The organism is Pustulibacterium marinum (genome assembly GCF_900116665.1).
In the GTDB taxonomy this organism is placed as follows: Bacteria; Bacteroidota; Bacteroidia; order Flavobacteriales; family Flavobacteriaceae; genus Pustulibacterium; species Pustulibacterium marinum.
This window is the reverse complement of the sequence record NZ_FPBK01000003.1, coordinates 208,177-229,821: the sequence shown is the minus strand read 5'-3', so window position 1 is coordinate 229,821 and position 21,645 is coordinate 208,177. Positions and strand designations below refer to the sequence as shown.

The 21,645-nt window shown below is 34.1% G+C and carries 21 protein-coding genes; 10 read left to right on the top strand and 11 right to left on the bottom strand.

The annotated features are described in order from the left end of the window. The first annotated feature begins 200 nt into the window (after positions 1–200). The 4 genes from dnaK to BM383_RS07080 all read left to right on the top strand — a co-directional run bounded on the left by dnaK (position 201) and on the right by BM383_RS07080 (position 4,663). Positions 201–2,120, top strand: a complete 1,920-nt coding sequence (gene dnaK / locus BM383_RS07095; RefSeq protein ID WP_093024421.1) for a molecular chaperone DnaK — start codon at positions 201–203, stop codon at positions 2,118–2,120. Positions 2,121–2,283: 163 nt separating this feature from the next. Beyond that, complete coding sequence (locus tag BM383_RS07090; protein ID WP_093024472.1) at positions 2,284–2,829, top strand: RNA polymerase sigma factor; 546 nt, start codon at positions 2,284–2,286, stop codon at positions 2,827–2,829. After that, the gene (locus tag BM383_RS07085; RefSeq protein WP_143106357.1) at positions 2,816–3,529 is read left to right on the top strand and encodes a hypothetical protein; all 714 of its coding nucleotides are present in this window, start codon (positions 2,816–2,818) and stop codon (positions 3,527–3,529) included. The genes BM383_RS07090 and BM383_RS07085 overlap by 14 nt, the downstream gene beginning before the upstream one ends. A gap of 84 nt (positions 3,530–3,613) precedes the next feature. Then, positions 3,614–4,663: a hypothetical protein gene (locus tag BM383_RS07080; RefSeq protein ID WP_093024419.1), complete on the top strand. Its 1,050-nt coding sequence runs from the start codon at positions 3,614–3,616 to the stop codon at positions 4,661–4,663. Positions 4,664–4,734: 71 nt separating this feature from the next. On the opposite strand, the gene lpdA is transcribed toward BM383_RS07080, so the two are convergent. After that, on the bottom strand, positions 4,735–6,126 hold the full coding sequence (gene lpdA / locus BM383_RS07075) for a dihydrolipoyl dehydrogenase (protein ID WP_093024418.1): 1,392 nt from the start codon (positions 6,124–6,126) through the stop codon (positions 4,735–4,737). Between the two features lie 185 nt (positions 6,127–6,311). On the opposite strand from lpdA, the gene BM383_RS07070 reads away from it, so the two are divergent. Beyond that, on the top strand, positions 6,312–7,244 hold the full coding sequence (locus BM383_RS07070; RefSeq protein ID WP_093024417.1) for a peptidylprolyl isomerase: 933 nt from the start codon (positions 6,312–6,314) through the stop codon (positions 7,242–7,244). Positions 7,245–7,304: 60 nt separating this feature from the next. Next, positions 7,305–7,850, top strand: coding sequence for a YfiT family bacillithiol transferase (locus tag BM383_RS07065; protein ID WP_093024416.1), 546 nt, complete (start codon positions 7,305–7,307; stop codon positions 7,848–7,850). A 63-nt stretch (positions 7,851–7,913) separates the two neighbouring features. Here BM383_RS07065 and BM383_RS07060 read toward each other — a convergent pair whose 3' ends face one another. Both BM383_RS07060 and BM383_RS07055 read right to left on the bottom strand, forming a co-directional pair. After that, complete coding sequence (locus tag BM383_RS07060) at positions 7,914–8,555, bottom strand: peroxiredoxin (RefSeq protein ID WP_093024415.1); 642 nt, start codon at positions 8,553–8,555, stop codon at positions 7,914–7,916. A gap of 76 nt (positions 8,556–8,631) precedes the next feature. Continuing rightward, positions 8,632–9,189, bottom strand: a complete 558-nt coding sequence (locus tag BM383_RS07055) for a thioredoxin family protein (protein ID WP_093024414.1) — start codon at positions 9,187–9,189, stop codon at positions 8,632–8,634. A 98-nt stretch (positions 9,190–9,287) separates the two neighbouring features. Between BM383_RS07055 and BM383_RS07050 the strand changes: the two genes are divergently transcribed. Further along, positions 9,288–9,668 (top strand): phosphoribosylpyrophosphate synthetase, encoded by a 381-nt coding sequence (locus tag BM383_RS07050; RefSeq protein WP_317040063.1) that lies wholly within the window; start codon positions 9,288–9,290, stop codon positions 9,666–9,668. Between the two features lie 93 nt (positions 9,669–9,761). Here the strand turns inward: BM383_RS07050 and BM383_RS07045 are convergent, their stop codons facing one another. Both BM383_RS07045 and BM383_RS07040 read right to left on the bottom strand, forming a co-directional pair. After that, the gene (locus BM383_RS07045) at positions 9,762–10,139 is read right to left on the bottom strand and encodes a PUR family DNA/RNA-binding protein (RefSeq protein ID WP_093024470.1); all 378 of its coding nucleotides are present in this window, start codon (positions 10,137–10,139) and stop codon (positions 9,762–9,764) included. A gap of 73 nt (positions 10,140–10,212) precedes the next feature. Further along, positions 10,213–11,970 (bottom strand): ABC transporter ATP-binding protein, encoded by a 1,758-nt coding sequence (locus BM383_RS07040; RefSeq protein WP_093024413.1) that lies wholly within the window; start codon positions 11,968–11,970, stop codon positions 10,213–10,215. Between the two features lie 336 nt (positions 11,971–12,306). Between BM383_RS07040 and nusB the strand changes: the two genes are divergently transcribed. From nusB to yajC, 3 genes are read left to right on the top strand one after another with little or no spacing between them, the layout of a single operon-like run. Continuing rightward, positions 12,307–13,254, top strand: coding sequence for a transcription antitermination factor NusB (gene nusB, locus BM383_RS07035; RefSeq protein ID WP_245766544.1), 948 nt, complete (start codon positions 12,307–12,309; stop codon positions 13,252–13,254). A gap of 43 nt (positions 13,255–13,297) precedes the next feature. Then, the gene (locus BM383_RS07030; protein ID WP_093024412.1) at positions 13,298–13,753 is read left to right on the top strand and encodes a DUF1573 domain-containing protein; all 456 of its coding nucleotides are present in this window, start codon (positions 13,298–13,300) and stop codon (positions 13,751–13,753) included. 30 nt (positions 13,754–13,783) lie between these two features. Then, complete coding sequence (gene yajC / locus BM383_RS07025; RefSeq protein ID WP_093024411.1) at positions 13,784–14,074, top strand: preprotein translocase subunit YajC; 291 nt, start codon at positions 13,784–13,786, stop codon at positions 14,072–14,074. A gap of 97 nt (positions 14,075–14,171) precedes the next feature. Here the strand turns inward: yajC and BM383_RS07020 are convergent, their stop codons facing one another. From BM383_RS07020 to BM383_RS06995, 6 genes are all read right to left on the bottom strand, one after another. Then, positions 14,172–16,118: a DUF349 domain-containing protein gene (locus tag BM383_RS07020; protein WP_093024410.1), complete on the bottom strand. Its 1,947-nt coding sequence runs from the start codon at positions 16,116–16,118 to the stop codon at positions 14,172–14,174. 120 nt (positions 16,119–16,238) lie between these two features. Continuing rightward, positions 16,239–16,997, bottom strand: a complete 759-nt coding sequence (locus tag BM383_RS07015) for a shikimate dehydrogenase family protein (protein WP_093024409.1) — start codon at positions 16,995–16,997, stop codon at positions 16,239–16,241. Next, positions 16,969–17,991, bottom strand: a complete 1,023-nt coding sequence (locus tag BM383_RS07010) for a DUF368 domain-containing protein (RefSeq protein ID WP_093024408.1) — start codon at positions 17,989–17,991, stop codon at positions 16,969–16,971. The genes BM383_RS07015 and BM383_RS07010 overlap by 29 nt, the downstream gene beginning before the upstream one ends. Then, complete coding sequence (locus BM383_RS07005; protein WP_093024407.1) at positions 17,992–18,915, bottom strand: polyprenyl-phosphate transporter; 924 nt, start codon at positions 18,913–18,915, stop codon at positions 17,992–17,994. It lies immediately after the preceding gene. Positions 18,916–18,956: 41 nt separating this feature from the next. Beyond that, complete coding sequence (locus BM383_RS07000; RefSeq protein WP_093024406.1) at positions 18,957–20,360, bottom strand: tetratricopeptide repeat protein; 1,404 nt, start codon at positions 20,358–20,360, stop codon at positions 18,957–18,959. 98 nt (positions 20,361–20,458) lie between these two features. After that, positions 20,459–21,640, bottom strand: coding sequence for an aspartate aminotransferase family protein (locus tag BM383_RS06995; RefSeq protein WP_093024405.1), 1,182 nt, complete (start codon positions 21,638–21,640; stop codon positions 20,459–20,461). Between the last annotated feature and the right edge of the window lie 5 nt (positions 21,641–21,645).

The following is a 21,645-nucleotide window of genomic DNA, read 5'->3' as shown; positions in this document are numbered from 1 at the left end:
GAAAGGTATGGCAGATGAAGATTTTTCGGCAGTGTTTAAGCTTTTAAACGACGCTAAGTAGCAAATATAATGACGGTTTGTACATGCTGAATGTCACATCGGTGACAGCTTGTCAGTAAAATTCTGTTGGCATAAAGATTGACTATTTGTTGTCGAGTTTAAAAAAGAATTTTCAAACACAAAAGAATATATCAAATATTATGGGTAAGATAATTGGAATCGATTTAGGTACTACAAACTCTTGTGTTTCCGTGATGGAAGGTAACGAGCCAGTAGTAATTCCTAACGCAGAAGGTAAAAGAACAACACCATCTGTAATTGCATTCGTAGAAGGTGGTGAAATTAAAGTAGGTGATCCTGCAAAACGTCAGGCTGTAACCAATCCTCATAAAACAATTTATTCTATCAAGCGTTTTATGGGAGACAAGTTCTCTGAGTCTCAAAAAGAAGTAGATAGAGTACCTTATAAAGTAGTAAAAGGAGATAATGATACACCACGTGTAGATATTGATGGTCGTTTGTATACTCCACAAGAATTATCAGCTATGATTCTTCAAAAAATGAAGAAAACAGCTGAAGATTATTTAGGTGATACGGTTTCAGAAGCTGTAATTACAGTTCCTGCTTACTTTAACGATGCGCAACGTCAGGCAACTAAAGAAGCTGGTGAAATTGCAGGTCTTAAAGTACAGCGTATCATTAACGAGCCTACTGCAGCAGCATTGGCTTATGGTTTAGATAAAAAAGCATCAGATCACAATATTGTAGTATTTGACTTTGGTGGTGGTACGCACGATGTTTCTATCCTTGAATTAGGTGACGGAGTTTTTGAAGTATTGGCTACAGATGGTGATACTCACTTAGGTGGTGATGATGTAGATGAGAAAATCATCAACTGGTTAGCAGATGAGTTCAATGCTGAAGAAAATATGGATTTACGTAAAGATCCTATGGCATTGCAACGTTTAAAAGAAGCTGCTGAAAAAGCTAAAATTGAGTTGTCTTCTTCTAGCCAAACAGAAATCAACTTGCCATATATTACCGCTACAGCTAGTGGACCAAAACACTTAGTACGTTCACTTTCTAGAGCTAAATTTGAGCAGTTAATTGCTGATTTAGTAGAAAGAACTATTGCTCCTTGTAAAAAAGCATTACAGAACGCAGGTTTATCAACTAGCGATATCGATGAAATCATCTTAGTTGGTGGTTCTACTCGTATCCCGGCAGTTCAGGCGGCAGTTGAAAAATTCTTCGGAAAAGCGCCAAGTAAAGGAGTAAACCCTGATGAGGTTGTTGCTATTGGAGCAGGAATCCAAGGTGGTGTATTAACCGGAGATGTTAAAGATGTATTGTTATTAGACGTTACTCCACTTTCTTTAGGTATTGAAACTATGGGAGGTGTTTTAACTAAGTTGATTGAAGCGAATACTACCATTCCTACTAAGAAATCTCAGGTATTCTCTACAGCAGCAGACAATCAGCCATCTGTGGAAATTCACGTAATTCAAGGTGAGCGTCCAATGGCAGCAGATAATAAAACTATTGGTAGATTCCACTTAGATGGTATTCCGCCAGCACCAAGAGGAGTTCCTCAAATTGAAGTAACTTTTGATATTGATGCAAACGGTATCATCAACGTTTCTGCTAAAGATAAAGGAACCAACAAAGAGCAAAACATTCGTATCGAAGCTTCATCTGGATTGACTGAAGAAGAAATCCAAAAAATGAAAGCAGAGGCGGAAGCAAATGCTGAAGCAGATAAAAAAGCGAAAGAAAAAATTGATAAGCTAAACGAAGCTGATGGAATGATTTTCCAAACTGAAAAGCAATTAAGCGAGTTCGGAGATAAATTATCAGCAGGTAACAAATCAGCTATCGAAGGTGCTTTAGAAGAGTTGAAAAAAGCTTACGAAACTAAAGATGTTGATACTGTTCAACCAGCTTTAGATAAAATCAACGAAGCTTGGAAAGCAGCATCAGAAGAAATCTACAAAGCGCAAGCTGAAGCTCAGGGAGCTGCAGGCGGAGCTGGTCAAGACCCAACTGGAGGAGCAGGAGCAGGTGCCGATGCAAATCAAGGAGATGATGTTCAAGATGTAGATTTTGAAGAAGTAAAATAATACTTAGCTCAAATTATATTTCAAAAAGCGCGACTTACGAGTCGCGCTTTTTTTATGGCTTCAAATTAAATTCAGAAAAAAAATCGAATCCCATCCAACCTTTTTATAATTTAAAGCGTTTTTATAGATAGAAGCAAGAAGTTTTATGGCAAAACGCATTTTTATGACACAGAATGTCAACAGATTGGTTGAGCTGGCTAAGAAATCCGACAGGAAAGCGCAGCTAGCTTTGTATGACATGTATGCGTCTAAAATGTTAGGTGTTTGTCAGCAATACATCAGAGACAAGCATTTTGCAGAAGATACCATGTTGGTGGCTTTTCATAAAGCACTTTCAAACCTTAAAAAATACGATCCGTACGGAAGTTTTGAAGGTTGGTTACGAAGAATTATGATACGGGAGTGTATTTCGTATTTGCGGGTTCAAAAGAACAAATTTGATGTGGTGGAGCTGGAAGAATATACGTTTCAAAATGAATTTATAACTATTGCAAATGAAGAAGATGAAGTACAACAAGCTATCAATGCATTGCCGGTTGGTTGTAAAACCGTTTTTAATTTGTTTGTGGTAGAAGGCTATTCACATAAAGAAATAGCTGTTTTGTTAAAGGTTAGTGTAGGAACTTCAAAATCGCAATTGGCACATGCAAAGAAGTTGTTGAAATGTAAATTGTCTCATATAAATGAAAATGAAAATGGAACTAGATAATTGGGAAAAAAGAATCCAGGAGATTCAGCAGAAAAAAGAGGCAACACCATCACTAGAAACTCGTACTAGATTAAATAGTCTCCTAGATAAGGATGAAGAGCGTGGAAAGCGTAATAAAAAAATATGGTGGTCTGCAGCGGCTATTTTGATTTTTTTAATGGTCAGTATTTCTATTTTAAAGACCAAGTACTCAGGTGCAACAGATGAGGGTGCTTTTGTACAAACTCCAGAGAAAGAAGTAAAAAAGAATACTGAGAGAGGACAAATTCAGCAGTTATCCAAGGAAGAAAAGGTTGTTTCCGTCGTTCTGGATAGTCCACAAGTTATGTTAAAAGAGATGTTTATATCAAAAATAGAGTTTCCAGTGATTAAGAAGTTACCAGAAGTTAATGATGCAGAAGGTATACTTGGGAATGAAGTGGTTATGGAAGCTGATACTGTTTATTTGATAGATGCTCCAAACTCTGCAATGAAAGAATATGTTAAGGCAGCTGATTTATTAGCTTGGGTAGGTGGTCAAAAATCGAAGGATTCATTGTTTAATTTTGAAAATGAGAATACTATTTATGTGTCAAGCGATAGTTTGTTAATCGATTCTGAAAAAGAACTTTTTGAAGATGAAAATGGAGCTATTTTTCATCGTATAGGTAAGGGATTGAAGAAGTTAAAAACTAACGTGGCTAATAGGAATTATAAATAATAATCACAATAAATATTTTTTTTAACCCTTACTATTCAAATAGTTGAGGTAGGAATGTAGTACTTAAATTTAAAATCAATCATCATGAAAAACGGACTGTTATCACTATTATTTTTTTGTATTTGCGTTGGCGTAAATGCCCAAGATGCTGTATTCACCGAAGAAGCATTACAAATTGCTACAAAAATTGACTCCATTACTACAGCAGGTAAAGAGTCTTTAAAAGAAGAGATCAAGGCAATTGATCAAAAATTAAAAGATAAAGAGCTAACGGCTTTTGAAGCGGATAAAGAGAAAAAGCGGTTGGCTCAATTGCAGGCAAACAAAATCAATGAACAAATAGCCGAACAAGAGCAAAAGTTGAAAGAATTGGTACAAAAAAGAGCGAATGGACAATTGAAACCTACCATAAACGATGCGGAGAGTCCACAAGAGATTATCAACTATCTGAATAAAAAGAAAACTGAAGATGCTGATAATCTGAAAGGAGAAAAAAGACTTACCAATCAATTTGTTTTGATGCTTGGCGGAACTAGAGCTATAAAGGAAAGCGGTGGTTACTATCCAACAGATTTTGAAAGTGTTGGATATTCTGAAATAGGGATAGATTTTAAATATAGACTTATGGAAGAATCACCACTTTGGAACTTGAAATTTGGGGTTTCTTTGAGTTCGGAGGCTATAAAAACTGAAAATAATCATTACAAACTTGAGGTTATGGAAGAGGAGACTAATTGGGTTTACAGTGATATAAATTATAAGAAAAGTACTTTTAGTAGAGGATTTTTACAAATTCCAATACATTTAGAACTCGATTTTTCTAAACCAAAATACAGTGTAGATACCAAAAAACATTACGTAAATTCTCAGCAGTCATGGCGTTTTGGATTAGGTGGATTCATTGGATTAAGAATGAGTTCTGGTGCAGGAGTTAAATATAAAGAAAACGGAAATACCATTAGAGAAGGTATTCAAGGGAGATTAAATTCTACAAATTGGAATTTTGGACCCAGTGTATATGTAGGTTATAAAAGTATCAGTCTATTTACAAAATACAGTGTTCCATCAGTTTTTGAAAACAATCCTGTAGATTTAAATATGTTGAATTTTGGAGTGCGTGTAGATTGGAATTAACTTTGAGACGGTATGAAATAAAAAAATCCTCAACAATCGTTGAGGATTTTTTTATTGAAAATATGTATTTCTTATAAGTGAATCACTTCGTCATAAGCAGCAGCAACAGCTTCCATAACCGCTTCACTCATAGTTGGGTGAGGGTGAACTGCTTTTAAAACTTCATGACCAGTAGTTTCTAACTTTCTTGCTACAACTGCTTCTGCAATCATATCGGTAACTCCGGCACCAATCATGTGGCAACCTAACCATTCACCGTATTTAGCATCAAAAATAACTTTTACAAAACCATCTGCGTTACCAGAAGCTTTCGCTTTACCAGAGGCAGAGAACGGGAATTTACCCACTTTAATTTCGTAACCAGCTTCGATTGCTTTTTTCTCTGTTAAACCAACAGAAGCAATCTCTGGGGTACAGTATGTACAACCTGGAATGTTTCCGTAATCAAGAGCTTCTACATGCATTCCTTTGATTTTTTCAACACAAAGAATACCTTCTGCAGAAGCAACGTGTGCTAATGCTTGTCCTGGAGTAACATCTCCAATAGCGTAGTAACCAGGAATGTTAGTTTCGTAGAAATCGTTTACTAAAATTTTATCTCTATCAGTAGCAATACCAACGTCTTCTAAACCGATACCTTCAATATTGGTTTTAATACCAACAGCAGAAAGAATTATGTCTGCTTCAAGAACTTGTTCTCCTTTAGCAGTTTTTACAGTAGCTTTCACACCTTCACCAGCAGTATCTACTTTTGTTACTTCAGCAGAGGTCATTACTTTAATTCCAGATTTTTTGAAGCTACGCTCTAATTGTTTAGAAACTTCTTCGTCTTCAACCGGAACAATATTTGGTAAATATTCTACTACAGTAACTTCAGTTCCCATAGAGTTGTAGAAGTAAGCGAATTCGATACCGATAGCGCCACTACCAACAACAATCATTTTCTTTGGTTGTTCTGGTAAGGTCATAGCCTCGCGGTAACCAATTACTTTTTTACCATCTTGTGGTAAACTAGGCAATTCTCTAGAACGAGCACCTGTAGCAATAATAATATTATCTGCGCTATATTCTGTAGTACTACCATCTTTAGCAGTAACTAAGACTTTTTTACCTTTTTGAAGTTTACCAAAACCTTCAATAACATCTATTTTGTTTTTCTTCATTAAGAACTGAACACCTTTGCTCATTCCTTCGGCAACGCCTCTACTTCTTTTTACTACTGCTTCAAAATCTTTATCATATTCTCCTACAGAAAGTCCGTAGTCAGAAGCATGTTTTAAATATTCAAAAACCTGAGCACTTTTTAACAAAGCTTTGGTTGGTATACATCCCCAGTTAAGGCAAACACCACCTAAGTTTTCTTTTTCAACTACGGCAGTTTTAAAACCTAATTGTGAAGCGCGAATAGCGGTAACATAACCACCTGGTCCACTTCCTAAAACGATAACATCGTACTTACTCATATGTTATAATTTAATGTCTGAATTTATTCTATTAAAAGCGGTTACGAAGTTAATCATTTCATTTTAAAAAGCAGTGATATACCAGCATAGAGTTTCTATCGTCTGTTTATTTTACAAAAGCTTAAAGCTGAGCTATTAAAGCTGCAAACATTTTTTATCTTTGTACCTCATTTAAAAAAAGAATAATGAAAGACGGTATTTACGCAAAATTTAATACTTCTAAAGGAGTAATTTTAGTAAAACTAACACACGATAAAACACCGGGTACGGTTGGTAACTTTGTTGGTTTAGCAGAAGGTCAGTTAGAAAACGATGTTAAGAAACAAGGAAATCCTTATTACGACGGTTTAAAATTTCATAGAGTAATTCCAGATTTTATGATTCAAGGTGGTTGTCCTCAAGGTACCGGAGTTGGTGGGCCAGGATACCAGTTTGATGATGAATTTCACCCAGATTTAAAACATGCGGGACCAGGAGTACTTTCTATGGCAAATGCAGGACCAGGAACAAACGGTTCTCAGTTTTTTATTACTCATGTTGAAACTCCTTGGTTAGACCAAAAACACACAGTTTTTGGTTTTGTTGAAGAAGGTCAAGATGTGGTAGATTCAATTGCTCAAAACGATGTTATTGAAAGCTTAGAGATCTTAAGAGTAGGGGAGGAAGCTGAAAAATGGAATGCTATTGAAGCCTTTAGAAAATTTGAAGGTTCTCGTGAAGAGCGTTTAGCAGAAGAAAAAAGAAGAGCTGAAGAAGCATTAGATAAAGTAGCTGCTGGTTTTGATAAAACAGATAGCGGACTTCGTTATAAAATCATTCAAAAAGGAAACGGACCAAAAGCAGAAAAAGGAAAAACAGTTTCTGTACACTACAAAGGAATGTTTGTGGAAGGTGGTGTTTTTGATTCTTCATACAAAAGAAATCAACCAATTGATTTTACATTAGGAATTGGACAAGTAATTGCAGGATGGGATGAAGGTATTGCACTACTAAACGTAGGTGATAAAGCTCGTTTTGTAATTCCTCCACATTTAGGATACGGAGCTCAAGGTGCAGGAGGAGTTATTCCTCCAAATGCAACTTTGGTTTTTGATACGGAATTAGTTTCTGTAAAATAATTTACAAAATACTTAACAGAAGAAAAGCTCCTTTTATAGGGGCTTTTTTTAATTTTAAGTATGACAGAAGCACAATTAGAATTATTGAAATATCCCATAGGAACATTCGTATGGGCGAATGAAGAAGTGAGTGATGAGCAATTGCAAGAATGGATTCGCCAAATAGAAGACCTTCCTGCGAAGCTAGAAAAATTGATAGAACATTTTACTGAAGAGCAATTTCAAACTCAGTATAGACCCGGCGGTTGGACGGTTCAACAAGTAATACACCATTTGGTAGATAGTCATGTGAATAGTTATGTAAGATATAAATGGGCGCTAACGGAAGAGAAACCAATAATAAAGGCATATGATGAAGCAAAATGGGCAGAGCTTCCCGATTATGAAGTTCCACCAGAGGTTTCCATTGTGATGTTAAAAGCGCTACATCTTAAATGGACAGTTTTATTAAAAGTAATGAAACCTGAAGAATTTAATAAATCATTCATTCATCCGGAAACGGGAAAGGAAATGGATCTTCGAAGGGTTACAGGAATGTATGCTTGGCATGGCAATCATCATTATGCACATATAGAACATTTAGCAAAGCGAAATGATTGGATATAAAAAAGAAAAACCTGCAACTGCAGGTTTTTCTTTTTTCATAACAATTTTTATCTAAACGATATTTTAGTCCAAATTAGGTTGAGGCGTTAAACGTAAATATGGCTTAACTTCCTTAAATCCTTTTGTGAAAATGTTTTTAGCATCTTCATTAGAAACAGCTGGGCTAATTACCACTTCGTCACCATGTTTCCAGTTCGCTGGTGTAGCAACTTTATGGTATGCTGTAAGCTGTAAAGAATCAATAACACGTAAAAGCTCGTCAAAGTTTCTTCCGGTAGAAGCAGGATAAGTGATAATCAATTTGATTTTTTTATCTGGTCCAATAACATACACAGAACGTACAGTGAAGGTAGCATCTGCATTCGGATGAATCATATCATATGCTTCTGCGATTTTTTTATCTTCATCAGCAATAATAGGATAATCTACATTTACATTTTGAGTTTCGTTGATATCATTGATCCAACCTTTGTGCGATTCTAAGCCGTCAACACTCAAAGCAAGAACTTTGGTATTACGTTTTGCAAACTCATCTTTGTATTTTGCAACTGTTCCCAATTCTGTAGTACAAACCGGGGTATAGTCTGAAGGGTGAGAGAATAAAACTCCCCAACCATCACCTAAGTAGTCATATAAATTGATTTTTCCTTCTGTGGTTTGCGCCGTAAAATCTGGTGCTGTATCTCCTAATCTTATAGTAGCCATAATTTTTTTATTTTACATTATTCTACAAAGTTAGTAGATTAAATAGATTAAAAAATGTTTTTGCTTTAAAATTGCGTTAATTTTTCCATTTGATGTTACAACCCAAACTAGGTTTTTGCAATGTCAGAATTTCATTTCCAGATAGAAGCGCATCCAAAGCCGTTCTCATATCTTCGCCAGTAACAGGAATTCCATTTTGTGGTCTAGAACCATCCAATTGCCCACGATAAACCAATTTCAAATCTTTATCAAAAATGTAGAAATCTGGAGTGCAAGCCGCATCGTACGCCTTGGCCACTTCTTGCGTTTCGTCATATAGATAGGGGAAAGGATAGCCCAATTCTTCTGCTGTCTTTTTCATGAGTTCAGGTGAGTCATCAGGATAGTTTTCCACATCATTACTAGAAATAGCTGCAAATGAAATTCCTTTTGGTACATAGTCATTCGCTAATGAAATCATTCCGTCATCTACATGTTTTACAAATGGGCAATGATTACAGATAAACATGATTACAGTTCCTTTTTCTCCTTTAATATCGGTTAAGGAAAGTGTGTTTTGGTCTACTGTATTTAGAAGAGAAAAGTCTGGAGCTTCGGTTCCTAGAGGAAGCATGTTGCTGGGAGTTCTTGCCATAATTTATGATTGATTTAAGAGTATATAAGATTCACTTAAGATAGAAATTTTAGTAAGAATAGTATCTTTAAATGTAAAATTAAAGACAATATTTAAGAATGAAAAACTATTGTCTTTTTGATGAAAAAGAAAACGGAAACAAAAAGAAAGAATTAAAAAAATTTAGTGCTATGAAAACAGCTTATGAAACCCTGTCTTCGGCTATTGAAGGCTTAAAAAAGAAAGGATTTAAGGAAGATTTTAACCTTATTGAAAATGGTGTAGAGAACAAAGCGAAGAAACAATTGATCGAAGCAAAAAATCTGAATGTTGTTGAAGTTCACAGGTTCGAAGGTCAAACCAATCCAGATGATAGTTCTGTTTTGTATGCAATTGAGACAAGTACCGGACAAAAAGGTTTGTTGGTAGATGCATACGGAGCATATTCTGATAGTATATCACGTGAAATGGTAGAAAAACTTAAAATTGTAAGCGAATAATACTTATTTACGTTTAATGATTAAAAACTAAAAGCCGTTATTGAAAAATAACGGCTTTTACTATATACTGATTTTTGGTTGGTTCATTAGTTTTTAAATATCTTCAAAACTAATATCAGTAAATTTTTCTGTAGGAGCTACTTCTTCGTCCTCTGAATCAAAATAAGATTCCTTCTTAAAATCCTTTTGGTGACGTTCAGAAATCACTTCTTCTCCTTTCGAGTCTATAACAAAATCGGTCATTTCACCCAGGATGTCCTTAAATGCAGCAAAATCTTCTTTGTATAAATAGATCTTGTGTTTTTTGTAGTGGAACGATCCGTCGTCGTGAGTGAATTTTTTACTTTCGGTAATGGTGAGATAATAATCTCCGGCTTTCGTAGCTCTAACGTCAAAGAAATATGTTCTTCTACCGGCTCTAAGTACTTTTGAGAAAATCTCATCTTTCTCTAGTAAGTCTTTGTCATTCATAATTCCCTCTAACTGTTTAGTTGAATAGTATTTTGTTTCAAAAATGTGAAAAAAATCATAATATAGCAAAAATTTAATGACTTTCTTTTTCGTGAAGCTGATTTAAATACAATTCTTTATAATATCCTTCCGTTATTATAAGTTGATTATGAGTTCCTTGCTGTACAATTTTTCCGTCATCAATAATGAGTATTCTATCAGCATTTTTAGCCGATGAAATACGGTGGCTCACAATGATGGTAGTTTTTTCTTTTGCTATTTTAAGTAAGTTATTCAATATCTTTTCCTCGGTTTCTGTGTCCACTGCAGAAAGACAATCGTCAAATAAATAGATTTGAGCATCTTTTATCAATGCTCTAGCGATAGAAACTCGCTGTTTTTGTCCACCACTCAGTGTTATACCTCTTTCGCCTAAAACAGTGTCATACTTATTACTGAATTTTTCAATATTTTTATGAACAGAAGCCTGTTTTGCAGCTTGAATAATTTCTTCTTCAGTTGCATCAAATTTACCAAACTTGATGTTTTCTTTAATAGAAGTAGAGAATAAGAAAGCATCTTGCGGCACCGCTCCAATCGCGTTTCTTAAATTGTAAATATTTTTTTCCTGTATAGGCATACCATCAATCAAAATTTGACCAGATGAAACGTCATATAAACGTGCGATCAAATCTAAAATAGTAGATTTTCCCGATCCCGTTTTTCCTATTATAGCAAGGGTTTCTCCATTCTTCACTTGGAAAGAAACGTCTTTCAAGGCTTGAATATTAGTGTCTTCATACGTGAAGGAAACATTTTTAAATTCTATATTTCCTTTAATAGGAGTTTCGTTTGGTTGTAAATTTTTAATCTGTGGTTCTTCTTTCAGAAATTCATTAATTCTTTTCTGAGAAGCATCTGCTTGTTGAATTATAGAACTAACCCAACCAACGGTAGCCACTGGCCACGTAAGCATAAGAACATAAATTAAAAATTCAGCAATGACTCCTATGCTCTCAATTTTTCCATCAATATAAAGCATTCCTCCAACATAGATAACCGCAATAGTGCTCACACCAATGAGTAGTAGCATAAGTGGAAAAAACCAAGCTTGAACTTTTGCGAGATTCATACTTTTTTCTTTTCCTTCTATTGCAAGTTCGTGTAATTCTTCATTAATACGGTTTTCAATTCCGTAAGCTTTGATTACGCTTACCCCAGAAAAAGTTTCCTGAGAAAACGTGGAAAGCTTTGATAAAAACTGCTGAACAACCGTTGTTCGCTTGTGAATAGTTTTACTGATGTAATAAATTAATATAGAAAGAATTGGTAACGGAATTACCGTGTATAGCGTTAACGTAGGCGATGAGTTGATCATTAAAGGAATGATGCACACAAAAAGCGTTAATGTTTGTATGCTGTACATAATTGCTGGTCCAGCATACATACGAACCTTTCCTACATCTTCACTAATTCGGTTCATTAAATCACCTGTTCTATTTTTTTTGTAAAAATTGATAGATAATCTTTCGTATTGCTCAAACACTTCATTTTTTAAATCAAATTCAATATATCTGGAAATATTGATGATGGTTTGTCTCATTAAAAATGTGAACAAAGCATACAGCGCACTGGAGCCAATGATTATAGCAATATAGGTGATTAATTCGCCCTTGATATGATCCAAAGGTAAATCTGATTTAACGGTATCTTCTACAGCATCTAGCGTCTTTTTCACATATGTAGGCATTACCAAACTAAATACACGAGCAATAATTGTAATTAATAGCCCTAGCAATAGCTTAAATCGGTATTTGTAAAAATATTTATTTAGATGTTTTAGTTCTTTCATAGGTGGTACTTCTATCTGAAGTTTATCTTGGTTATTTGCAAGTTTGTAGTTTGAAAAATTTCACAAACAAGAAAGGCAAAGATACAGGTTTAGGTAAAATAAATAGAACGCTTTTAAATTCGGCTAAGCATATAAATTTTTAAATATTGTTAAAGTTTGAAGTATTATGAAATGTGAGTAGATGATTAGCTTTTAATTGTGTCATAAACAGCGAGGGTTTTTGTCAAAAATTAAAATAACAATATAATCATATTGATTATTAAAATAAGTTATATTTTTGCCGTCGAAGAAAAACAAAATCTTCGTCTGTAATTATTTAAAGTAAGTTCTTATCAAATGTTAACAAGAAGACATATCAGAGTCAAGGTAATGCAGTCCATGTATGCATTAACAAAAGCAGAAAATGTAAATCTGGAAAAGGAAGAAAAGTTTCTTTTACAGAGTATGGAAAACATGTATAATTTATATTTAACTGTGCTAAGCTTGTTAATTGAAATTCAAAAAAGAGCTGCTTCACAATTAACCCTATCTCAAGGAAAATATTTGGCAACTGCCGAAGACAAAAATCCAAATAAAAAATTCGTAAATAATGAGGTTTTGCAAATGTTGGTAAACAATCAACTTTTGCAAGAAGCTATTGAGGATAGAAAATTAAATAGTTGGTACCTTGATGAGGAATATGTAAAAATTATTTATAACGATATCCTTAATAGTGATATTTATAAAGATTACATGAAGGAAAAGCTGTCTACATTTAAAGAAGATAAAGAGTTTTTGGTAGACGTTTTCAAAGAAATTATAGCACCAAATGAAAAGTTATATGATTATATAGAAGATCATAAAATCACTTGGATTGATGATTTGCCGGCAGTAAATACAATTTTCTTGAAATCTATAAGAAAATTAAAAAGTAACAATCATCCTGAAACTTATTTTCTTCCAAGTTTATTCAAAGATGAGGAAGATAAAAAATTTGGTATTGAGTTGTTAAGAAAAACGGTACTTAATAACGAAATGTTGCAAGAAGAAATCAACGGAAAAACTCCAAATTGGGATAGTGATAGAATTGCAGATATGGATACCATTTTACTTAAGATGGCAATTTGTGAGTTCTTGAAATTTCCTTCTATCCCTATAAAAGTTACCATCAACGAATATTTAGAAATAGCAAAAGAGTATTCTACACCAAAGAGTAGCATTTTTGTAAATGGAATTCTAGATAAGTTGGTTAAAGATTACCAAACTACTCAGAAGTTAAATAAGGTAGGTAGAGGGCTTTTATAATATAATTAGTACATTTAACCTCCAAAATAAAACTAAATACAACATGAAAAAAAGTTTATTAATCATCGGAGCTTTAGCAGCTACAATTAGTTTTACATCTTGCGAAGAAAATGCTTCTAAGAAAGTAAAAGCAGAAAATGTTGAAGCAGCAGCAGAAAGAGATGCAAATTCAGAAAAATTTGCTGTAATGGAATTTGAAGAAAAAGTTCATGACTTTGGAAACATTCCTCAAGGAGAGCGCCAAGCATACACATTTAGCTTTACAAATACAGGAGATGTTCCATTAGTAGTGACCAATGTTAAAAGTACCTGTGGTTGTACAGTACCAAAAAAACCAGATGGACCTATTGCTCCAGGTGAAAAAGGTGAAATTCAAGTAACCTATAATGGTAGTGGTAAAAACCAAGTAACTAAAACTATTACAGTTACTGCAAATACCGAGACTGGGAAAGAGCGTATTTCAATCAAAGCGTTTGTAGAACCAAAAGCAGCAGAATAAGATAACGTAACAGAATTTAATTGAATATTTATGGAAGGATTAATGAAATATTTACCTTTTTTAGCACTTTTTGTAGTGATGTATTTTTTTATGATACGCCCACAAATGAAAAGACAAAAAGAAGAAAAAAAGTTTGGAGAAGGGCTTAAAGTAGGAGATAAGGTAATTACAAAAAGTGGATTACACGGTAAAATTCACCAACTATCCGGAGATTCTTGTGTTATAGAAACAATGTCTGGTAAACTTAAATTTGAACTTTCTGCCATTTCTATGGAAATGTCATCAAAATTACATACTACCAAAGCAGTAGATAAAAAGTAAGTTTACTTTAAAATATACATTACTGAAAATAAAAAGCCGATGAATTTTGATTCATCGGCTTTTTTTATAAAGTCATAGCTTTAAAAAAAGAAAGATTCTAGTCTTCATCTTCCTCGTCGTCAGCTAGTGTATTTAACTTTTTTAGCTTTTCTTTCCAAAGCTCTAAAGACTCCTTATGCTTGTCAATGTTTTTAATAACTTCTCTCACTAATGGGTTACTTTCGTCTACATTGGTGAAGAATTGCATATTGTTTTCTAACTGTCGGATCTCTGCTTTTACTTCATCAATCTTACGTCTAATGAAAATATGTTCGCTTTGTAGCTGGCGTTCATTGTTATCTTCATTAGCTAAGTGATCTAATTTTTTATCGTATTTGATAAGTTCAGCCTCCTGCTTATCCATATCCAATTTTTTGAATAAGGCATCAATGATCTTATTAAATTTGCTTTCAATGTTTCTCTTGTTGTAAGGAACACGCCCCATGTTTTTCCATTCGGAAATAAGTTTTTTGATGTAGGCAAGATCTTTCTTGTTGTCTCCGGAAAGTTGATAATCTTTCAACTCATCTAAGAATGCTTTTTTCTCTTCAAAAGCTTCAAATTCTACCTTTTGAGATTCGTTTCTTTGCGCATGCAATCTATTGAAGTAATGGTTACAAGCACTTTTGAATTCTTTCCAGATTTTATCAGATTGCTTTCTTGGAACATGACCAATTAGTTTCCAATCTTGCTGAATCTTTTTCATCAAAGGAGTAGTTACTTCAAAATCTTCATTGTCTTTATTAGCCTCCGCTATCGCAATGAGTTCAAGCTTTTTATTGAGATTATCTTGTTGTTCCTTTTTTAAATTCTTGTAAAAAGCATTTTTGTTCTTGTTGAACAATCGAACAGCATCTTTAAAATTTCCCCATGATTCTTGGGTTACCTTAGCAGGAACTCTACCGGCTTTGAAGAAATCTTCTCTAAGAGATTCAATATCCTTCATGAGTTTTTGCCATTGGTTATGTGAGTTCACTTGTTTCCCTGCAATGGATTCAATCTCTGCAATGATTAACTTCTTCTTTTCATAGTTCTTCTCGTAAACCTGTTCAATGTTTTTAAAGTAATCTTGGCGCTTGTCATGAACAACTTTTGTAGCTTCACTAAAGCGATTCCAGATTTCTTCTCTTTGGTCACGTTCTACAGGACCTATATCTTCCTTCCAAACTTTGTGTAGAAGTTGCAGTTCTCTAAATGCTTTAGGAATGTCTTCCTCTGTAGCCAAGGCTTCAGCCTTTTCTATGAGTTTTAATTTTTCTTCTAAATTGTGTTTAAAGTCAAGATCTCGAAGATCTCTATTTAAATCTAAGAAGTCATAGAATCTTTCCGTATGGAAATAATAGTTTCTATAAACATCATTGTAACTTGCTCTTGGAACCGGACCAACAGATCTCCATTGATCTTGTAAATCTTTAAAGTGCTTGTAAGTAGTGTTTATATTTTCTTCTACATCTAACAAACCTTTCAACTCTTCAATAATCTGTAATCTTTTGTCAAGATTATTTTTGAGTGTAAGTTCTATGTTTTTATAGTAAGCATTTCGCTTATCCTTGTACTCTCCATATAAAGAATTAAACGTACTTCTGGCAGGAACGTGGTAACTAAAATCAATTTCATTCCCACCATTTGCTATAAATTCATCTTTTTTCTCTTCAAGTAGATGGGTGAATTTATCTTCAAACTCTGTACGAATATTGTCTACGTGCTCTTTTATAGCTTGAACCTTATGATTCTTCAGTAGTTTTTCAAATTCCAAATTAAGTAAATCCATGTCCATAGCATGATAATCCGGCATTGGAATGGAATGACGCTGATGGTTGTCTTCGTCTTCTGCATCTTCTGCATTAGAGTCGTCAATCTCTTTGTGTACTTCATCAGATTCTTCAACTACAGGAGTAGTTTCTTCCTCTTTAATTGCGTCTTTAGATTCACTGGTTTGTTCTTCGTTTTGAATCGGTTCTTGTCCGTCTGCGTTTAACAGGTTATCATCTTTTTCTTCTAACATTGTCAGGAATGTTTTAAGGTTGGCACTAGTTTCTTTGACTGAAAGATACTAACAACTAATTTATATGACAAAAAAAAAACTAAAAATGAACTGATAAATCGATTAACTCCCTACTTGTTTTTATGAATTCCAAATAGTCCATGCTTTTTCTGCCTGTAGTTGTAGCATACTTGCTCCGTTTGCAATGGTAGCTCCTCGCTTCTTACCCTCAAGTAGAAAAGCAGTTTCAGCTGGGTTGTAAATCAGATCAAAAAGTAAATGTTCTGAAGTGATATGCTGATACGAAATTGAAGGTTTGTCTGTAATGTTTGGGTGCGTTCCTAAGGGAGTTGTATTAATAATTAGCTTATTATTTTGAATGATTTCTTTATTTAAGTCAGTGTAGGAATACTGCTTTAATTTTGGATTGCGAGAAACCAATTTTGCATTTATTCCAAGTAACTTCATTACATATAGTACAGCTTTTGCAGCTCCACCAGTTCCAAGTACAAGAGCTTTGGAATGTTGAGGTTTTAAAAATGGTTCAAGTGATTTTAAAAAACCGTAATAGTCGGTATTGTGACCTATTAGTTTATTATTTTTAAACTGAATTGTATTTACTGCGCCAATCATTTTTGCTGTTTCATCCAATTCATCTAAATACGGAATCACGTCTTCTTTGTAAGGAATGGTAACATTCATTCCTTTTAGGTTCTTATTTTGCTGAATGATTTCGGGGAATTTATCAATAGAAGGAATATCAAAGTTTGTGTAAAACGAATCTTGTATACCTTCTTTTTCAAACTTTTCTGAAAAATATCCTCTAGAAAATGAGTACGAAATATTTCTTCCTAGTAATCCGAATAAGTTTTTAAACGTGTTTTCTTGATTTTTGTCCATACCAGTCAAGTGCTAAAATAATTCCTATGCCAATAATAATAAAAACAATGGCAATATAGGTTTCTGAATGATTAAAATGTGGAATAAAACGTTTGTAGTTTTCTATAATTCTTACTCCGTTTGAGTCGTGAAGATAAGCTCCGGTAGCGTCCGTTTTGAAGATAGTTTTTTTCCATGGCCATACAACGCCCAATGATCCCGTTATAAAACCTATAATTACGGCAGTTGTAATATGTTTGAAGTGTTTAAGAACGTAATTTAAAAGATGGGAAAGTGTCACCAAACCTACGAGAGATCCTGTTGTGAAAACTGCTAGAATCTTAAGTGTATCCAACCTTTTCGTATTTTCTACAAAACTAAAATCTGCTTTTATAATTTCTGCAAATGTATCGTACAAAGCGTTTACAGAATCTACTAAAAGAAGCACGTAATTACCCAATAAAATTAAAATGAAAGAACCCGATAAGCCTGGTAAAGCCATTCCTGAAACACTGATCATTCCGCAAAAGAAAACAAATAAAAGATTGTCATTTTGCGTAGCCGGACTCAAAAAACTGATGGAAATTCCGGTAGAAATACCAATTAAAAAACTCAGTATTGTTTTTCTATTCCAATGATCAAAATCTTTACTGATATAGTAAATTGAACCTAAAATCATTCCGAAGAAAAGAGACCATACGTAGAGTTCTTTTCTTTCAATAAAATAATCCAAAAGCTTGGAAATACTGAAGTAACTTACGAGCATTCCAAAAATAAGCAAGCCTAGGAAACGTCCATTTATATATCTGTAAAAACTTTTGAATCTTCCGCCAATAAGTAGTTTAAAGGCTTTTCCATTGACTTTTCTTAAAGAACCGATGAATTCTTCGTAAAATCCGGCAACAAATGCCACAATACCACCTGAAACTCCGGGAACTTTATTTGCGGCTCCCATTGCAAGTCCTTTGATCACCAAAAAGAACTTATCTTTAAATGTTCTGTGGCTATTGTACATTTAGTTTTCATTTGGCGTAGTTGCCACTTTTTCCAAGATGATGATGGTAGCAAAACCAACAATCATTAAAATGATTGAGAACAATAATTTTGGATCTCCATCATAATTAAATGGTAAAACGCTTATTTCTTTAAGAGTAATTACTTTATCTTTTATTGTAATGGATTCTAATACTTTTTTCCAAGGCCAAATCTTGTTTAGTGAACCGAAAATAAAGCCAGTAAGAATAGCTAAAATTAAGTTCTTATGATTGCTGAAAAGCCATTTTAAAACTCTAGAAAACGTGAGTAATCCCACGATAGCTCCAACACCAACAATGGCAATTGTTTTTAAGTCTTTATTATCTACCGCTTCTAAAATCGTTCTGTATGCTCCCAGCAAAACTAGAATAAATGAGCCCGAAATTCCTGGAAGAATCATTGCGCATATCGCTAGTGCACCTGCCAAAAGTAAAAACCAAGGACTTGCTTCGGTACTTAAAGGAGGTAATGAAGTAATGTAATAGGCTAATGCTGCAGAAAGTATCGCAGCAATGATAATAGCCACGTTCCACTTTTGAATTTGTTTTCCAACGAAATAAATACTTGCTAAAACGAGTCCAAAAAAGAAAGACCATAGCAATACAGGTTGGTTTTCAAGAAGCCAACCAATTCCTTTTGCTAATGAAACTACGCTAATGGCTATACCCAATAAAAGGGCTAATAAGAAATTACCGTTTAGTTGATGCCATGCTGCTTTAAAACCTTCGTTCTTTAAAGTTTTAAATAGTGACAGATTTACATTGTTGATAGAAGTTATTAACTCTTCGTAAATTCCAGAAATAAAGGCAATGGTTCCGCCGGAAACGCCTGGGACAATATCTGCTGCTCCCATAGCCATACCTTTTAGCGAAATTACAAGGTAATCTAAAAATGATCTTTGCATGGATTTTATACTTGAAACCAAGCAAAAATAGGATTTTTTTGTTAGGAAGCCTTTTTAAATTTTGTTATAATATTCTTAACAGTTGGTCTATCAAAAATTGCTGGAAATAGCTTTGAAGCCAGTTCATGACCATCATAGTTATGTTCTAATGCATTTGTTAAATGATATTGACCTTTGATGTCTTCATGCATTAAATAATAAAGCGCAGCTAATCTATATTCAATGCCGCTATCCTCTGGATAAAACTCTAATCCTTGAAGCAATGTTACTATAGCAGTATCATTTTCTCCTAAATGGGTGAGAATATCTGCCCATGAAACCCATGTGTCCAGTTCATAATTGCCTAATTCAATAGTTTTCTTATAAGCAATATCAGCTTCTTCAAACATGCTTAATTGCTTGTGTATTTCTGCAGATCGTTTCCAATATAGTACATTGTCTTCGTCTATATTGATAGCTTTTTGAATGTAGTATTTGGCTTTTTGGAAATTTTCTAATCGGTAATAAAAATCTGTTATAGCCAGCCAACCTTTGTCAAGTAAAGGATCTTCGTGAACTGTCTTGTAATAATTCTGTTTTGCAAGATCCAAGTTTCCTAGTTTCTCATGACATTTTCCTATTCTCAAATAGGCAAAAGAAGTAGGGTCATCAAGTTCTAGCGTGTATTCATAATTATCAATAGCTTCATTATAGCGCTTGAGTTTTTCAAGGATTTTTCCTTTTTCAAAATAAGCACCAATAAAAGAATCGTCTGAAATGATTGCAAATTCAAAGGCAGAAAGTGATTCCTTATAAAGTTTCTTAGCTGCATATTGTTTTCCTAATTGATGCCACGCTACTTCGCAGTAAGGATTTACCTCTAGAAAATCATTTAAAAAAGTGATACAACCATCATGATCCGCTAAATATTCATAACAAAAAACAACATTGTAAAGCGCTGCATAATCTAAATGGTCTTCTTTTAAAGCTTCTAGAAAATAATCTTTTGCATTTGCATAATCCTCCAGAAATAGAAATTCCATACCAATCATAGATAAAATATCTGCAGCGGGATCTTCGCCATTTACTGCTAATGCTTGTTTCAGTGTTTGAATGGCTTTTTGATGCATATCTTTTTTACTGAAAATATTAGCCTTTTGAATATAGAGTTCCACATTATGAGCACAAATTTCTTCCAAATCTTCTAGCAGTGCCTCAGCTTTATCTAGTTTGTTCTCAAAAATTAAAATTTCTACTTCAAGGAGTTTCAATTCTGAAGAGGTAGGATGTTGTTCTAACCCAATTTGAGTTGCTTTTTTTGCTTTCGCAACTTTTCCTTCATCTAAATAATAGGTGATGATGTGTTCAAAATCAGTTGAGTCAAAGAAGAAAACTGTATTTGTTTTCAACATCGATTCAAACTTAGCAATCGGTAAATTGTATTCTTCGTTAGAACCAAATGGCATAGGCGAAACTTTTTTAGATTTCTATAGTCTTAAATTTATAATACGAAAAGCTATGTTTTACAGTAATTGTGTTTTGTTATCAACAATTTAGTTAACAGTTATGCTTTCCATTCTTCAATTGATTCAAGAATTAACTTACAACCAATTGCTATTTCCTCCTTGGAAATTGTCAAAGGCGGAGTGATTCTTACAGCTTTTGGTTCAAACATTAACCAAAATAAAATCAATCCTTTTTCCATACATTTTAGAATGATATGATTTGCCAAATCTTCACTTTCTACCATCATCGCAAGCATAAGACCTCTTCCTCTAACGTCTGTAATTTTTGGATGTTGTAAAAGTTTTTTGAATAAGGCTTCTTTTTCAACAGCTTGTTGCATTAAATCAGATTCAAGAACTTCTTTCAAAGTAGCTAAACTGGCAGCGGCAATAACAGGATGTCCACCAAAAGTGGTAATGTGTCCCATTTTTGGTCCGTCTGAAAGTAAATGCATGTATTTTTTAGATGCTGAAAATGCGCCAACAGGCATTCCGCCACCCATTCCTTTTCCCATGGCTACAATATCTGGAACAACATTGTATTGTTCAAAACCAAATAAAGTTCCAGTTCTTCCAAATCCAGGCTGAATTTCATCAAGAATAAGTAATGCGCCAACTTCTTCACAACGTTTTTTAACTTTAGCCAAATAATCGTTTTGAGGAGGTAAAAAACCAGCGCTTCCCTGAATCGTTTCTAATAAAACACCAGCAGTTCTATGTGTAATTTTTTGTAGATCTTCTTCGTTATTAAACCGAATAAAATCTACATCTGGTAATAAAGGTCGAAAAGCTTGTTTTCTATGTTCGGCACCCATTACGCTCATGGAACCTTGTGTGTTTCCGTGATAGGCATTTACTGCTGAAATCAACTGAGATCTTCCGGTAGCTCGTTTTGCTAGTTTGAGAGAACCTTCGATTGCTTCGGTACCAGAATTCACTAGATAAGTGCAATCTAAAGGCGCAGGCATATGTTCTGCTAATAACTTAGAAAGTTGAACAGCTGGCGATTGTATGTATTCTCCATACACCATTACGTGCATGTATTTTTCTGTTTGTTCTTGCACGGCTTTTACCACTTTTGGATGGCAGTGACCCAAGGTGCAAGCAGAAACACCAGCAACAAAATCTAAATAAGATTTTCCGTCGGTGTCATAAATATAACTTCCTTTGGCATGAGAAACATCTACCATCAAAGGATGAGGCGACGTTTGTGCCTGATATTGTAAAAAGTCGGTTTTCATTGTCT

Bases quoted from the DNA above. Each gene is read 5' to 3' on its own strand.
- dnaK (WP_093024421.1), top strand. From the start codon at position 201: ATGGGTAAGATAATTGGAATCGATTTAGGTACTACAAACTCTTGTGTT.
- BM383_RS07090 (WP_093024472.1), top strand. From the start codon at position 2,284: ATGACACAGAATGTCAACAGATTGGTTGAGCTGGCTAAGAAATCCGAC.
- BM383_RS07085 (WP_143106357.1), top strand. From the start codon at position 2,816: ATGGAACTAGATAATTGGGAAAAAAGAATCCAGGAGATTCAGCAGAAA.
- BM383_RS07080 (WP_093024419.1), top strand. From the start codon at position 3,614: ATGAAAAACGGACTGTTATCACTATTATTTTTTTGTATTTGCGTTGGC.
- lpdA (WP_093024418.1), bottom strand. From the start codon at position 6,126: ATGAGTAAGTACGATGTTATCGTTTTAGGAAGTGGACCAGGTGGTTAT.
- BM383_RS07070 (WP_093024417.1), top strand. From the start codon at position 6,312: ATGAAAGACGGTATTTACGCAAAATTTAATACTTCTAAAGGAGTAATT.
- BM383_RS07065 (WP_093024416.1), top strand. From the start codon at position 7,305: ATGACAGAAGCACAATTAGAATTATTGAAATATCCCATAGGAACATTC.
- BM383_RS07060 (WP_093024415.1), bottom strand. From the start codon at position 8,555: ATGGCTACTATAAGATTAGGAGATACAGCACCAGATTTTACGGCGCAA.
- BM383_RS07055 (WP_093024414.1), bottom strand. From the start codon at position 9,189: ATGGCAAGAACTCCCAGCAACATGCTTCCTCTAGGAACCGAAGCTCCA.
- BM383_RS07050 (WP_317040063.1), top strand. From the start codon at position 9,288: ATGAAAAACTATTGTCTTTTTGATGAAAAAGAAAACGGAAACAAAAAG.
- BM383_RS07045 (WP_093024470.1), bottom strand. From the start codon at position 10,139: ATGAATGACAAAGACTTACTAGAGAAAGATGAGATTTTCTCAAAAGTA.
- BM383_RS07040 (WP_093024413.1), bottom strand. From the start codon at position 11,970: ATGAAAGAACTAAAACATCTAAATAAATATTTTTACAAATACCGATTT.
- nusB (WP_245766544.1), top strand. From the start codon at position 12,307: ATGTTAACAAGAAGACATATCAGAGTCAAGGTAATGCAGTCCATGTAT.
- BM383_RS07030 (WP_093024412.1), top strand. From the start codon at position 13,298: ATGAAAAAAAGTTTATTAATCATCGGAGCTTTAGCAGCTACAATTAGT.
- yajC (WP_093024411.1), top strand. From the start codon at position 13,784: ATGGAAGGATTAATGAAATATTTACCTTTTTTAGCACTTTTTGTAGTG.
- BM383_RS07020 (WP_093024410.1), bottom strand. From the start codon at position 16,118: ATGTTAGAAGAAAAAGATGATAACCTGTTAAACGCAGACGGACAAGAA.
- BM383_RS07015 (WP_093024409.1), bottom strand. From the start codon at position 16,997: ATGGACAAAAATCAAGAAAACACGTTTAAAAACTTATTCGGATTACTA.
- BM383_RS07010 (WP_093024408.1), bottom strand. From the start codon at position 17,991: ATGTACAATAGCCACAGAACATTTAAAGATAAGTTCTTTTTGGTGATC.
- BM383_RS07005 (WP_093024407.1), bottom strand. From the start codon at position 18,915: ATGCAAAGATCATTTTTAGATTACCTTGTAATTTCGCTAAAAGGTATG.
- BM383_RS07000 (WP_093024406.1), bottom strand. From the start codon at position 20,360: ATGCCATTTGGTTCTAACGAAGAATACAATTTACCGATTGCTAAGTTT.
- BM383_RS06995 (WP_093024405.1), bottom strand. From the start codon at position 21,640: ATGAAAACCGACTTTTTACAATATCAGGCACAAACGTCGCCTCATCCT.